Genomic DNA, 11,832 nt, shown 5'->3' with positions numbered 1-11,832 from the left:
AAGGACGCAGGAACCCAGCCCACCTCAGGAGGTCTGTGTTTGCATGTATCACGGTGAACGCTTCAACGCCTGGACCCACCTGGTCGGTGCCGTCCTGGCCTGTATCGGTGCCATCTGGCTGATCGTGGTCGCGGGCCTGCAGGGCGACCCGTGGAAGATCGTCAGTTTCTCCATCTACGGCGGCACCTTGCTGTTGCTGTACAGCATTTCCACCCTGTACCACAGCACTCGTGGGCGGGCGAAAGTGATCATGCGCAAGCTCGATCACCTGTCGATCTACCTGCTGATTGCCGGCAGCTATACGCCGTTCTGCCTGGTCAGCCTGCGCGGCCCCTGGGGCTGGAGCCTGTTCGGGGTGGTCTGGGGGCTGGCGGTGATCGGCATGCTGCAGGAGATCAAGCCGCGCTCCGAGGCGCGCATCCTGTCGATCATCATCTATGCGGTGATGGGCTGGATCGTGCTGGTGGCGGTCAAGCCGTTGCTGCACTCGCTCGGCAGCGCCGGCTTTGCCTGGCTTGCCGCCGGCGGGGTGTTCTACACCGTCGGCATCATCTTCTTCGCCTTCGACAGCCGCTTCCGCCACTGGCATGGCATCTGGCACCTGTTCGTGATCGCCGGCAGCCTCATGCACTTCGTGGCGGTGTCGCTCTACGTGCGTTAGTTAAAAGTCGCCCCACAGTTGCTGCGCCACCGACAGTGCCACCACCGGTGCGGTTTCGGTGCGCAGTACCCGCGGGCCAAGGCGTGCGGCGTGGAAACCGGCAGCCTTGGCCTGCTCGACCTCCGCTTCGCTCAGGCCGCCTTCGGGGCCGATCAGGAAGGCCAGGGTGGCAGGCTTGGCGTGGCTGGTGAGCGGTTCGGCCACCGGGTGCAGGACCAGTTTCAGGTCGGCCTTGGCACTATTGAGCCATTCGGCCAGTGTCACTGGCGGGTGGATGACCGGCAAGGTCGAGCGGCCGCATTGTTCGCAGGCGCTGATCGCCACCTGGCGCCAGTGGGCCAGGCGCTTGTCGGCGCGTTCGTCCTTCAGCCGCACTTCGCAGCGTTCACTGACGATCGGGGTTATTTCGTTCGCGCCCAGCTCGGTGGCCTTCTGGATCGCCCAGTCCATGCGCTCGCCACGGGACAGGCCTTGGCCGAGGTGGACGTGCAGGGGTGAATCGGCCTGGCCGGCCAGGGCCTGGTCGAGGCTGACGCGGACGGTTTTCTTGCCCACTTCGAGCAACTGGCCGCGGTATTCCTGGCCGCTGCCGTCGAACAGCTGCACGGCGTCGCCGGGGGCCATGCGCAGCACGCGACCGATGTAGTGGGCCTGGGCTTCGGGCAGGTCGTGCTCGCCAAGGCTCAGGGGGGCGTCGATGAAAAAGCGGGACAGTCTCATGGTTCAGCTCGGACGAAAAGGGAACATGTGACCCTGTGGGAGCGGGTTTACCCGCGAATGCGGCGGTGAGTCCACTATCGCATTCGCGGGTGAACCCGCTCCCACAGGGTTAGGCGGCAGGCTGTAGGACCTAGCCCGGGTCGCGGAAGTCGGGGTGGAAGTTGGCCGGTACGGCCACGCTGACGCTATCGCGGGTGGCAATGTCGATGCCTTCGCTGGCCACTTCTGCCAGGAAGTCGATTTGCTCCGGCGTAATCACATAGGGCGGCAGGAAGTACACCACGCTTCCCAGCGGGCGCAGCAGGGCGCCACGCGTCAGGGCATGCTCGAACACCTTCAGGCCACGCCGTTCCTGCCACGGGTAGGCGATCTTGCCGGCCTTGTCCTGGACCATCTCGATCGCCAGGGCCATGCCGGTCTGGCGAATCTCGGCCACATGCGCGTGGTCGGCCAGGTGCGCGGTGGCGCTGGCCATGCGTGTGGCCAGGGCCTTGTTGGCCTCGATCACGTTGTCTTGCTCGAAGATGTCCAGGGTCGCCAGCGCCGCGGCGCAGGCCAGCGGGTTGCCGGTGTAGCTGTGCGAGTGGAGGAACGCGCGCAGGGTCGGGTAGTCGTCGTAGAACGCCTGGTACACCTTGTCGGTGGTCAGGCAGGCGGCCAGCGGCAGATAGCCGCCGGTCAGGGCCTTGGACAGGCACAGGAAGTCCGGGCGGATGCCGGCCTGTTCGCAGGCGAACATCGTGCCGGTGCGGCCAAAGCCCACGGCGATCTCGTCGTGGATCAGGTGCACGTCGTAGCGGTCACAGGCCTCGCGCAGCAGCTTGAGGTACACCGGGTGGTACATGCGCATGCCGCCGGCACCCTGGATCAGCGGCTCGACGATCACCGCGCTGATCGAGGCGTGGTGCTCGGCCAGGGTCTGTTCCATGGCCTGGAACATGTTGCGCGAGTGCTCTTCCCAGCTCATGCCCTCGGGGCGCAGGTAGCAGTCGGGGCTGGGCACCTTCAGGGTGTCGAGCAGCAGCGCCTTGTAGGTTTCGGTGAACAGCGGTACATCGCCGACCGACATGGCGGCGATGGTTTCGCCGTGGTAGCTGTTGGTCAGGGTGACGAAGCGCTTCTTGCCCGGTTTGCCGACGTTCTGCCAGTAGTGGAAGCTCATCTTCAGCGCCACTTCGATGCAGGACGAACCGTTGTCGGCATAGAACACCCGGTCGAGGCCGGCCGGGGTCATGGCCACCAGGCGTTCGGACAGCTCGATCACCGGCTGGTGGCTGAAGCCGGCCAGGATAACGTGCTCCAGCTGGTCGACCTGGTCCTTGATGCGCTGGTTGATACGCGGGTTGGCGTGGCCAAACACGTTGACCCACCAGCTGCTCACCGCATCCAGGTAACGCTTGCCTTCGAAGTCTTCCAGCCACACGCCTTCGCCGCGCCTGATCGGGATCAGCGGCAGCTGCTCGTGGTCTTTCATCTGGGTGCAGGGGTGCCACAGGACCTTGAGGTCGCGTTGCATCCACTGATCATTGAGGCCCATGGGCACTTCTCCTGGCTTCGCGGCTTGGTTCGACCGCGTAAGCCTAAGCAATGCCGCAGGGCAGGACAACCGCTGCTGTTCATCGGCTTGCCAGCTTCGCTTGCCACCGTGTGGCAGGGCCGCAGGCAAAAATGTCAGTTGCCAAAAGGACTTGATGTCACTGCGCTGGCAGGGCCGGCGGACCTGACGTATTCTTAACGCATCTCTCCCGGGGCATTCCTGCCTCTCCCCGTTTCTGTAACCCCTGACTCGGAGTTCGCCGACATGGCTGCTGCTTGGGTGCGCCTGTGCGCGTTGGTATTGATTGGTGTGTCCAGCGGCGCTGCGCTGGCAAAGGACAAGACGCCCTCGGCGATCGTCGTGGGTGGCGGCCTGGCGGGCCTGACGGCCGCCTACGAGCTGCAGAACAAAGGCTGGCAGGTGACGCTGCTGGAAGCCAAACCGGGCATGGGCGGGCGCTCGGGCCTGGCCACCAGCGAGTGGATCGGCAACGCCAAGGCGCAGCCGGTGCTCAACCAGTACCTCGACCGTTTCAAGCTTGAAACACTGCCGGCACCGGAGTTCGTGCGTACCCCCGGTTACCTGATCGACGGCGAGTATTTCAGCGCCACCGACCTGGCCACCAAGCAGCCAGCCACCGCCGAGGCGCTCAAGCGTTACGAAAAAACCCTCGACGACCTGGCCCGTTCGATCGACGATCCGCTGAACCCGCAGGCCAACAGCACGCTGTTCGCCCTCGACCAGATCAACGTCTCCACCTGGCTGGACAAGCTGCAACTGCCGACCACTGCCCGTCAGCTGGTCAACCAGCAGATCCGTACCCGCTACGATGAGCCATCACGCCTGTCGCTGCTGTACTTCGCCCAGCAGAACCGCGTGTATCGCGGTGTCAGCGACCGTGACCTGCGTGCCGCACGCCTGCCCGGCGGCAGCCCGGTGCTGGCCCAGGCCTTCGTCAAGCAACTGAAGACCATCAAGACCAGTTCGCCGGTGACCTCCATCGTCCAGGACAAGGACGGTGTCACGGTCAAGGTCGGCAGCGTCGGTTACCAGGCGGATTACCTGGTCATGGCCGTGCCCCTGCGCGCCCTGGCCAAGATCCAGATGACCCCGGGCCTGGACAGCCAGCACCTGGCGGCGTTGAAGGGCACCAACTATGGCTGGCGCGACCAGCTGATGCTCAAGTTCAAGAAGCCGGTGTGGGAAAGCCGCGCGCGCATGTCGGGCGAAATCTTCAGTAACGCTGGTTTGGGCATGCTGTGGATCGAGCCTGCGCTCAAGGGTGGCGCCAACGTGGTGATCAACCTGTCCGGTGACAACGCCCGTCTGCTGCAGGCCTTTGGCGACAAGCAGATGGTCGACCAGGTGCTGATCCGCCTGCATGCGTTCTACCCACAGGCCCGTGGTTCGTTTACCGGCTACGAGGTCAAGCGCTACAGCACCGACGCCGGTACCGGCGGCGCCTACCTGGCCTATGGCCCGGGGCAGATCAGCAAGTACTGGCGCCTGTGGGAGCGCCCGGTGCAGCGCATCACCTTTGCCGGTGAGCATACCGACGCCCTCTACCCAGGTACCCTGGAAGGCGCCCTGCGCAGTGGCCAGCGCGCGGCCAGCCAGGTGCAGGACCTGCTGGCCGGCAAGTCGTTCGACTCGGCCAAGGCGGCACCGGTGGCGGCGGCGGCAGCGGCAGGCGCCGTAGCGGCCAAGGAGAGCAAGGGCGGGTTCTTCTCCAACCTGTTCGGTGGCTCGTCCGACAAGCGCGACAAGGCAGACAAGGCCCCGGCCAACGCTGAGCCGAAGGCGGTCGATGAGGCCAAGCAGGACAAACCAGGCTTCTTCAAGCGCCTGTTTGGCGGGGCGGACAAGCCTGAGGTGAAGGCCGAGCCGATTGCCAAGGCCGAGGAAGTGGTGCCGGCACCTGTGCCAGCGCCACAAGCCGCGCCGGCCCCGGTTACGCCAGCGCCTGTGGCCAAGGAAGCGGCGGCCAAGCCTGCTGCGACCAAGGCTGCACCTGCCAGGCATGCACCGGCGCACAAACCGGCCCACAAGCCTGCCGAGGCCAAGAAAGCGACTGCCAAGTCCGAACCGGCCAAGAAAGCTGTAGCCAATACCCAAGCCAAGGCCGGTTGATTTATTGCCAGTGCCGGCCCTTTCGCGGGTAAACCCGCTCCCACAGGGTCGGCGCAGTTTCTGATACCTGTGCCGGACCTGTGGGAGCGGGTTTACCCGCGAAAGGGCCGGCACTGGCAACCGCGAACGCTCCGTCTATCGTTAATGTTTTCTTAATGGGAAGCTTACAGAATAAATATCGGATTTCTCGATAATCCAAAGCAATTTTTTCCGCTTTTATTCGATACGTTACGCGTTAGTCTGTGCACAGCTTTCACGGGGAAACACGTCAACATGCAACTGCGCAATTCACCTTCTCGCTACGGCGTGGTCAGCATCGTCCTGCACTGGGGCGTGGCTCTGGCAGTGTTCGGCCTGTTCGGCCTGGGCCTGTGGATGGTCGGTCTCGACTACTACAGCCCTTGGCGCAAGGCCGGCCCGGACCTGCACAAGAGCATCGGCCTGGTGCTGTTGGCAGTGATGCTGCTGCGGGTGGTCTGGCGCTTCATCAGCCCGCCACCACCGGCACCGGCCAACCACGGTGCACTCACCCGCCTGGCGGCCAAGCTGGGCCACCTGGCCCTGTATCTGGGGCTGTTCGCGGTAATGATCGCCGGTTACCTGATTTCCACTGCCGACGGTGTCGGCATTCCGGTGTTCGGCCTGTTCGAAGTGCCGGCACTGGTCAGCGACCTGCCCGACCAGGCAGACCTGGCTGGCGTGATTCATCTCTGGCTGGCCTGGGGCTTGGTGATTTTTGCCGTGCTGCATGCCTTGGCAGCGCTCAAGCACCATTTCATCGACCGTGACGCGACCCTGACCCGCATGCTGGGCCGCAAAGCTTGACTCTCAACCTCAATTGCATAGGAAGGAAGTAAGGATGTTGAAAAAGACTTTTGCCGCTCTGGCGCTCGGTACCGCTCTGCTCTCTGCCGGCCAGGCCATGGCTGCCGAGTACAAGATCGACAAGGAAGGCCAGCACGCGTTCGTTGACTGGAAGATCAGCCACCTGGGCTACAGCTTCATCCACGGTACCTTCAAGGACTTCGACGGCAGCTTCACCTGGGACAGCGCCAAGCCTGAAGCCAGCAAGATCAGCGTCGACCTGAAAACCGCCAGCCTGTGGTCGAACCACGCCGAGCGTGACAAGCACATTGCCAGCGCCGACTTCCTCGATGTGAAGAAGTACCCGCAAGCCAAGTTCGTCTCCACCAGCGTCAAGCCGACTGGCGACAAGACCGCTGACGTGACTGGCGACCTGACCATGCATGGTGTGACCAAGCCGGTTACCTTCAAGGCCACCTTCAACGGTGAAGGCAAGGACCCATGGGGTGGCGAGCGCGCTGGCTTCAACGCCACCACTACCCTGAACCTGAACGACTTCGGCATCAAAGGCCCGGGCGCTACTTCGCAGACCCTGGACCTGGATATCAGTGTTGAAGGTGTGAAACAGAAGTAATTCGGCTTAGCTGAAAGACCGAGGGGGCTGCTTCGCAGCCCTTTCGCGACACAAGGCCGCTCCTACAGGTTTTGCGCAGTTTTCACTTGCAGCGCAATACCTATGGGAGCGGCCTTGTGTCGCGAAAGGGCCGCAAAGCGGCCCCCTCATGCTTTTTGTCAGCCCTTGCGGGTCAGCAGCGCCGGGCGCTCACCGCGTGGGCGGCTTGGCAGGTCATCCAGCTGCTCCGGCGTCGGGTAACGGTCGAGCTTGGATTCCTTGCGGATGATCACCGGCTGTTTTTCCGGCTGGCGCGGGTTGCGCACGGCCGGCTCTTGCCGGGCAGCATCGTCACGGGCCGGGCGACCACGGCCGCCGCCATCACGGCGGGCACCGCCACCGTTGTTGGCACGGGCCGGGCGTTTCTCGCCACCGCCACTGCGCTGCTGGCCAGCATTGCGACCCTGGCCACCCGCGTTGTTGCGTTGGCCACTACCTTGAGCCTGACCTTGGCCGGCATTGCCACCCGGGCGGCGATTGCGGCCCTGGTTTTTGCCTTGGTACGGGCTGACATAGTCGGCACGGTTACCGAAGTTGTCGATATCGTCGTCGAGGAATTCTTCCGGATCACGGTCGGCAGGCACTTTCGGCACGCTGTTGGTGCTGGCCTGCTGTTGCTGCTGGCGCGGCTTCTTGTCACGCGGCTTGCGTTGCTGCTGTTGCCTGTCGCCGCTCTTTTCCTTGTCGGCCGGCTTGTCCGCAGCCTGTTGCTTGGCCTTGCCTTTATCCTTGCCCTTGTCCTTGCGGCCACCGTTGGCGTCTTTGCCGCCTTCGCCACGGGCCTGCTGGTTGCGGCCGCCACGGCCGTTGTTCTGCGGGCGCTCGCGTACTTCAGGCTTTTCGGCTTCTACCTGGCTGGCGTCGAAGCCCATCAGGTCGCCGTCCGGAATCTTCTGCCTGGTGACCCGCTCGATGCTCTTGAGCAGTTTTTCTTCATCCGGCGCGACCATGGAAATGGCCTCGCCCGAACGCCCGGCACGGCCGGTACGGCCGATACGGTGGACGTAGTCTTCCTCGACGTTCGGCAGCTCGAAGTTGACCACGTGCGGCAACTGGTCGATGTCCAGGCCACGGGCGGCGATGTCGGTGGCGACCAGTACGCGCACGCTGTTGGCCTTGAAGTCGGCCAGGGCCTTGGTGCGGGCATTCTGGCTCTTGTTACCGTGGATCGCGGCGGCGGTCAGGCCGTGCTTTTCCAGGTACTCGGCCAGGCGGTTGGCGCCATGCTTGGTACGGGTGAACACCAGCACCTGTTCCCAGGCACCCAGGGTGATCAGGTGTGCCAGCAGCGCGCGCTTGTGGCTGGCAGGCAGGCGGTAGACGCGCTGCTCGATACGCTCGACGGTGGTGTTCGGCGGGGTGACCTCGATACGCTCCGGGTTGTGCAGGAGCTTGTCGGCGAGGTCGGTGATGTCCTTGGAGAAGGTGGCCGAGAACAACAGGTTCTGGCGCTTGGCCGGCAGGCGGGCGAGGACCTTCTTGACGTCGTGGATGAAGCCCATGTCGAGCATGCGGTCGGCTTCGTCCAGCACCAGGATTTCAACGTGGGCCAGGTCAACCTTGCCTTGGCCGGCCAGGTCGAGCAGGCGGCCCGGGCAGGCGACCAGCACGTCCACACCCTTGGCAATGGCCTGGATCTGCGGGTTCATGCCGACGCCGCCGAAAATGCAGGCGCTGACCAGTGGCAGGTCACGGGCATAGACCTTGAAGCTGTCATGCACCTGGGCTGCCAGTTCGCGGGTCGGGGTCAGGACCAGTACGCGAGGTTGGCGCGGGCCATGACGCTGCGACTTGTCGGGGTGGCCGGCCGGGAACAGGCGCTCGAGGATCGGCAGGGCGAAACCGCCGGTTTTACCAGTACCTGTCTGTGCGGCGACCATCAGGTCGCGGCCTTGCAACACGGCGGGAATCGCCCGCTGTTGCACGGGGGTCGGCTGGGTATAGCCCGCAGCCTCGATAGCGCGGACAAGAGCCTCGGAGAGACCGAGGGAAGCAAAGGACATGGGCAATCCTGTTCTCGTGTGGGCTGGGCCCGTTTGGGATGTTCTGCCTGGCGCGACGGGCATCGGTGGGATGCGATCGCGTCCGGTCCAGCTGGGCTTTCACTGCACATCCGGGTAACGGAGGGTGGACGCGAAGGCGCGTCGATGCCGATCGGGATGCCTGTTGCGAGGCCGAGCGTCCGGGCGTGAGCCGGGCGGGAAGGCCCGAGTATAACAGAGCTAACGCGCTGTGCTGCTTTCCTGCTGCTCAACGGCGTTGAGAGTGTTTCCGATGTTGCCTATGTAGCGGTTGCTGATCGCCGCGTAGGCGGGTTCCTGCTTGAAGCGCCGCAGTTCCACGGCGAAGGCCTGGGCCAGTGCCTCCCGCCCCGGCTTGCGTGCCAGCCCCAGGTATTGCGCCTGGCGGCTGATCACCAGCGGCAGCTCCTCGACTTGCTGTTGCAGGCCCAGATGCCGCAGCAGGTAATGGCCGACCCTGCGGTCGGTGATTGCCAGGTCGATGCGGCCCAGCATCAGCTTGCCGAAGTTGGCTTCATGGGTAGGCGCGGCTTCGCGCCTGAAATGTGCGGCCTCGTTGAACGTTGCACCATAGGCGTAGCCGGGTGAGGTGCCGACGGTGAGGCCGGCAAGGTCATCCAGGGCCGTGACGGCATGGCGACGTGCGCGGGCCTGGAACAGGACGAACTCGACCTCCGACATGGGCTCGGGGGCATACACCAGGTAGGGCTGGCGCGACTCGGCCTGGAAGATATCCATGATGCCATCGGCCAGGCCCTGCTCGATCATTGCCAGGCAGCGCTTCCAGGGCAGGAACTGCCATTCCACCTCGACGCCAAGGCGTTGGAACACCTGGGTGGTGACTTCGTAGTCGATGCCGCGCGGCTGGCCGTCCTGCTGGTACACATAGGGTGCCCAGTCGTCGGTCACCAGGCGCAGGCGCTCGCCCAGAGCCAGCGGGCTCAGGCAGGCGAGCAACAGGATCCAGAACAGACGGGCGACGTGTGGCATGGCCGGAGATTACGCGCTCGGCCTGTTCAAGGCCAGTGGGGATGGTGTTCTCCTGTACCGGCCTCTTCGCGGGTAAACCCGCTCCCACAAGTACTGCGCAAGTCTGCAAGCCAGCAGAGATCCTGTGGGAGCGGGTTTACCCGCGAAGAGGCCGGTACAGGTCACTCAAGTGTGGGAAGACTTCAGCAGATGTGCCTCGATATCTTTGCGCCGCTCGCCCAGTGACAGGCGCAACCCCGGGTGGCGCAGGCACTGGCGCAGTTGCTCGGGATCCATGTGGCCATGGCGGGCGTTGAGGTTTTCCAGGGCCTTGTCCCACCAGGCCGGCGCGCAGGCGCGGTCGAACTCGTTGGGGTAGGGGTAGCAGCCATACAGCAACTCGCGGGCGAACTGGCGTTCGTGGCTGGGCAGGGTCATGCTCAGTGCCTTGTAACCCAGCCGTTGCAGGGCCGGCGGCCGTGGCAGCTGGTCATTGACCAGGGGCACGTCGGCCAGCGCCGCCTGGCTCAGCGGGTCATGGCCGTGCTTGCGCAGCCAGGCCTGGATCTTGGCGCGGAACTGCGCCTTGCGGCTCCAGTAGTGGTGGATGACATCGGTGCATTCGGCCAGCTCCAGCCTGCGGTAGGCCGCCACCGCCAGGCAGAACTCCTCAAGGGTATAGGCTTCGCGAGCCAGGGGGTGGAACTCGTCCATCATGGCGATGGAGCGGTCCAGCGTGCCGGCGTCTTCGGCGGTAAGGCCGATCACCCCGGAGTTGACCAGTGGCATCTGGCAATCGGCCAGGCCCCGGGATTCGAGGATGGCCAGCAGGTTCTTGTACAGCAGGCACTTCTGGTTGCTGCCGTAGCGCGCGCCGATGGCATTGCACAGCAGGCGGCCTGGGGCTACCCGGGCGAACAGCTCCAGCGGCGACTTGCGGAAGAAGGTGTCGGTGTCGATCAGCACTGCCAGCGGGTGTTGCTGCAGCACCTGGCGCAACAGCACGTGCTTGCTGCGAAAGTGATAACCGTGGGGGGCGTTCCAGGCCTGGCGCGTGGCCTCGTCCAGCAGGTGTACGGTGACCGGCAGGCCGGCATAGGGCTGCGGGTTGTCGGTGTAGACCTGTATGTCCATGGCTTCGCCTGCTGCCGTGCCCAGGTGGGCGAGGGCGCTGACGATGCTGAAGCAGGCTTCCTGATGGTAGGTTGCCGGGCCAAATGCCAGGTAGACGAGCTGTGGACGCGATGGCGGGTGGGACTGCATGGCAGGCAAGACCTGTGTAACCGGAAAATGAATAAGGCTTTAGTCTATGACCAAAGCCTTAATCAGATCTTAAACAGATTTTGCAAAAAATTTCAGCGTGGCAGCTTCAGATTGTTCCAGATCGCCAGACTCGGCTCGGCCTGGTTCAAGGTGTAGAAGTGCAGGCCCGGTGCGCCGCCTTGCAGCAGCTGTTCGCACATGCGGGTGATCACTTCTTCGCCGAATGCCTGGATGCTGGCGGTGTCGTCGGCATAGGCTTCCAGCTGCTTGCGGATCCAGCGCGGGATCTCGGCGCCACAGGCATCGGAGAAGCGCGCCAGCTTGCTGTAGTTGGTGATCGGCATGATGCCAGGCACCACCGGGATGTCCACGCCCAGCTTCTGCGCGCGCTCGACAAAGTAGAAGTAGCTGTCGGCGTTGAAGAAGTACTGGGTGATGGCGCTGTCGGCACCGGCCTTGACCTTGTGCACGAAGTTGGCCAGGTCAGCCTCGAAGTTGCGGGCCTGTGGATGCATCTCCGGGTAGGCGGCAACTTCCAGGTGGAAGTGATCAGCGGTTTCCTGGCGGATGAATTCGACCAGGTCGCTGGCGTAGCGCAGTTCGCCACTGGCCATGCCCATGCCCGATGGCAGGTCGCCACGCAGGGCAACGATGCGCTTGATGCCGGCAGCCTTGTATTCGGCCAGCAGGGTGCGCAGTTCGGCCTTGGTGTCGCCGACGCACGACAGGTGCGGTGCGGCAGGTACCTTCACTTCGCTTTCCAGCTGCAGCACGGTATTCAGCGTGCGGTCGCGGGTCGAGCCACCGGCACCGTAGGTGCAGGAGAAGAAGTCCGGGTTGTAGGCGGCCAGCTGGCGGGCGACGCCCATCAGCTTTTCGTGACCGGCATCGGTCTTGGTCGGGAAGAACTCGAAACTGTAACGGCGTTCCTGGGACATCAGGCGTTCCTCTGGCAGCCAGCTGCAAGCGGCAGGCTGCAAGTAAAAGCCAGATCGGTTATGGCCGGCCTGGCTTGGGCATCGTTCAAGATCCTTTATGCTTGAGCTTCAAGCGG

At 64.1% G+C, this 11,832-nt stretch carries 10 protein-coding genes; 4 read left to right on the top strand and 6 right to left on the bottom strand.

Going from position 1 to position 11,832, the window contains the following annotated elements; all coding sequences use genetic code 11:
• Nucleotides 1-43 precede the first annotated feature (43 nt).
• Nucleotides 44-661, top strand: a complete 618-nt coding sequence (locus ACIQYU_RS16190; protein WP_063911994.1) for a hemolysin III family protein — start codon at nucleotides 44-46, stop codon at nucleotides 659-661.
• Here the strand turns inward: ACIQYU_RS16190 and ACIQYU_RS16185 are convergent, their stop codons facing one another.
• Complete coding sequence (locus ACIQYU_RS16185) at nucleotides 662-1,381, bottom strand: 16S rRNA (uracil(1498)-N(3))-methyltransferase (RefSeq protein WP_207828526.1); 720 nt, start codon at nucleotides 1,379-1,381, stop codon at nucleotides 662-664. It lies immediately after the preceding gene.
• 130 nt (nucleotides 1,382-1,511) lie between these two features.
• Nucleotides 1,512-2,918 carry an adenosylmethionine--8-amino-7-oxononanoate transaminase gene (locus tag ACIQYU_RS16180; RefSeq protein WP_402800787.1) on the bottom strand — a complete coding sequence of 469 codons (1,407 nt, stop codon included), beginning with the start codon at nucleotides 2,916-2,918 and terminating at the stop codon, nucleotides 1,512-1,514.
• Between the two features lie 264 nt (nucleotides 2,919-3,182).
• Between ACIQYU_RS16180 and ACIQYU_RS16175 the strand changes: the two genes are divergently transcribed.
• From ACIQYU_RS16175 to ACIQYU_RS16165, 3 genes are all read left to right on the top strand, one after another.
• Nucleotides 3,183-5,048 (top strand): flavin monoamine oxidase family protein, encoded by a 1,866-nt coding sequence (locus ACIQYU_RS16175; RefSeq protein WP_402800784.1) that lies wholly within the window; start codon nucleotides 3,183-3,185, stop codon nucleotides 5,046-5,048.
• 273 nt (nucleotides 5,049-5,321) lie between these two features.
• Nucleotides 5,322-5,873, top strand: a complete 552-nt coding sequence (locus ACIQYU_RS16170; RefSeq protein WP_207828532.1) for a cytochrome b — start codon at nucleotides 5,322-5,324, stop codon at nucleotides 5,871-5,873.
• Between the two features lie 34 nt (nucleotides 5,874-5,907).
• Nucleotides 5,908-6,486: a YceI family protein gene (locus tag ACIQYU_RS16165; protein WP_207828535.1), complete on the top strand. Its 579-nt coding sequence runs from the start codon at nucleotides 5,908-5,910 to the stop codon at nucleotides 6,484-6,486.
• A 158-nt stretch (nucleotides 6,487-6,644) separates the two neighbouring features.
• Here ACIQYU_RS16165 and ACIQYU_RS16160 read toward each other — a convergent pair whose 3' ends face one another.
• The 4 genes from ACIQYU_RS16160 to metF all read right to left on the bottom strand — a co-directional run bounded on the left by ACIQYU_RS16160 (nucleotide 6,645) and on the right by metF (nucleotide 11,716).
• Entirely contained in the window at nucleotides 6,645-8,528 is a 1,884-nt protein-coding gene (locus ACIQYU_RS16160; protein ID WP_207828545.1) for a DEAD/DEAH box helicase, read from the bottom strand.
• A gap of 219 nt (nucleotides 8,529-8,747) precedes the next feature.
• Nucleotides 8,748-9,536, bottom strand: a complete 789-nt coding sequence (locus tag ACIQYU_RS16155) for an ABC transporter substrate-binding protein (protein WP_207828548.1) — start codon at nucleotides 9,534-9,536, stop codon at nucleotides 8,748-8,750.
• Nucleotides 9,537-9,701: 165 nt separating this feature from the next.
• On the bottom strand, nucleotides 9,702-10,778 hold the full coding sequence (locus ACIQYU_RS16150) for a hypothetical protein (protein ID WP_402800778.1): 1,077 nt from the start codon (nucleotides 10,776-10,778) through the stop codon (nucleotides 9,702-9,704).
• Between the two features lie 92 nt (nucleotides 10,779-10,870).
• On the bottom strand, nucleotides 10,871-11,716 hold the full coding sequence (gene metF / locus ACIQYU_RS16145) for a methylenetetrahydrofolate reductase [NAD(P)H] (RefSeq protein ID WP_085621759.1): 846 nt from the start codon (nucleotides 11,714-11,716) through the stop codon (nucleotides 10,871-10,873).
• Nucleotides 11,717-11,832 lie beyond the last annotated feature (116 nt).

It is taken from the genome of Pseudomonas sp. NPDC096925, assembly GCF_044762545.1.
Lineage (GTDB): Bacteria > Pseudomonadota > Gammaproteobacteria > Pseudomonadales > Pseudomonadaceae > Aquipseudomonas.
Note: the sequence above shows the minus strand (reverse complement) of the source record. Positions and strands in the feature narration are given on the sequence as shown.